General features: G+C 55.8%; 1 protein-coding gene and 1 pseudogene. Both read right to left on the bottom strand.

What is annotated here, in order from left to right:
- A pseudogene (gene fadA, locus WH277_RS01685) lies at nt 1–167 on the bottom strand (acetyl-CoA C-acyltransferase); the annotation flags it as partial.
- A gap of 10 nt (nt 168–177) precedes the next feature.
- On the bottom strand, nt 178–792 hold a 615-nt coding region (locus tag WH277_RS01680), incomplete at its 5' end, for a 3-hydroxyacyl-CoA dehydrogenase family protein (protein WP_339504013.1).

Here is a 792-nt window from a genome sequence, read left to right as displayed (position 1 = left end):
CCCCAATAGATGTCATCCAGCAATGCGGCATCCAGCGCAGAATTGCGGCTCAGCAGGCTACGCATCAGATGGGCTGACAGGTCTTCGGCCCGCACGTGACGAAACGCGCCGCCTTTCGAGCGTCCCATTGGCGTGCGAATGGCATCAACGATCACAACTTTTTCCATTTTGATTTCCTCACGCCGTTTTCAAAGAGAGAGCATTCAGGGGGACCGCCTGCGGGTACCAGCTTGCGCCTTGCGCAGCTTTATCGCGTAGCCCGTCCGGCAACTGATAAAGTGCACCCAGTGAAGTGAACGGTTCAGCCTGGGCGACAAACTGATCGCTGCCGAGGGTGTCCAGATAACGGAAAGCACCGCCGTGGAACGGTGGGAAGCCAAGGCCGTAAACCAGCGCCATATCGGCTTCCGCCTGGCTGGCGATAATGCCTTCTTCCAGGCAGCGAACCACTTCGTTAATCATCGGAATCATCATGCGTGCGATAATTTCCTCATCGCTAAACACGCGTTTAGGCTGGCACACGCTCTGCAACAGACGATCGGTTTCGGCATCCGTCACCTTCTTCGCTTTGCCTTTGCTGTCGGTTTCCCAACGCCAGAACCCCTGCTGGTTTTTTTGGCCGTAGCGTTTCGCTTCAAACAGGATATCGATGGCATCGCGGTACTCTTTCTTCATGCGTTGCGGAAAGCCCTCTGCCATTACGCGTTGCGCATGATGCGCCGTATCGATTCCTACGACATCAAGCAGCCACGAGGGGCCCATTGGCCAGCCGAACTGTTTTTCCATCACCTT

The sequence above is a fragment of the Erwinia sp. MYb416 genome, assembly GCF_037479575.1.
GTDB classification, from domain to species: domain Bacteria; phylum Pseudomonadota; class Gammaproteobacteria; order Enterobacterales; family Enterobacteriaceae; genus Erwinia; species Erwinia rhapontici.
The sequence above is the reverse complement of the archived record's forward strand: the minus strand, read 5'-3'. Positions and strand labels throughout refer to the sequence as shown.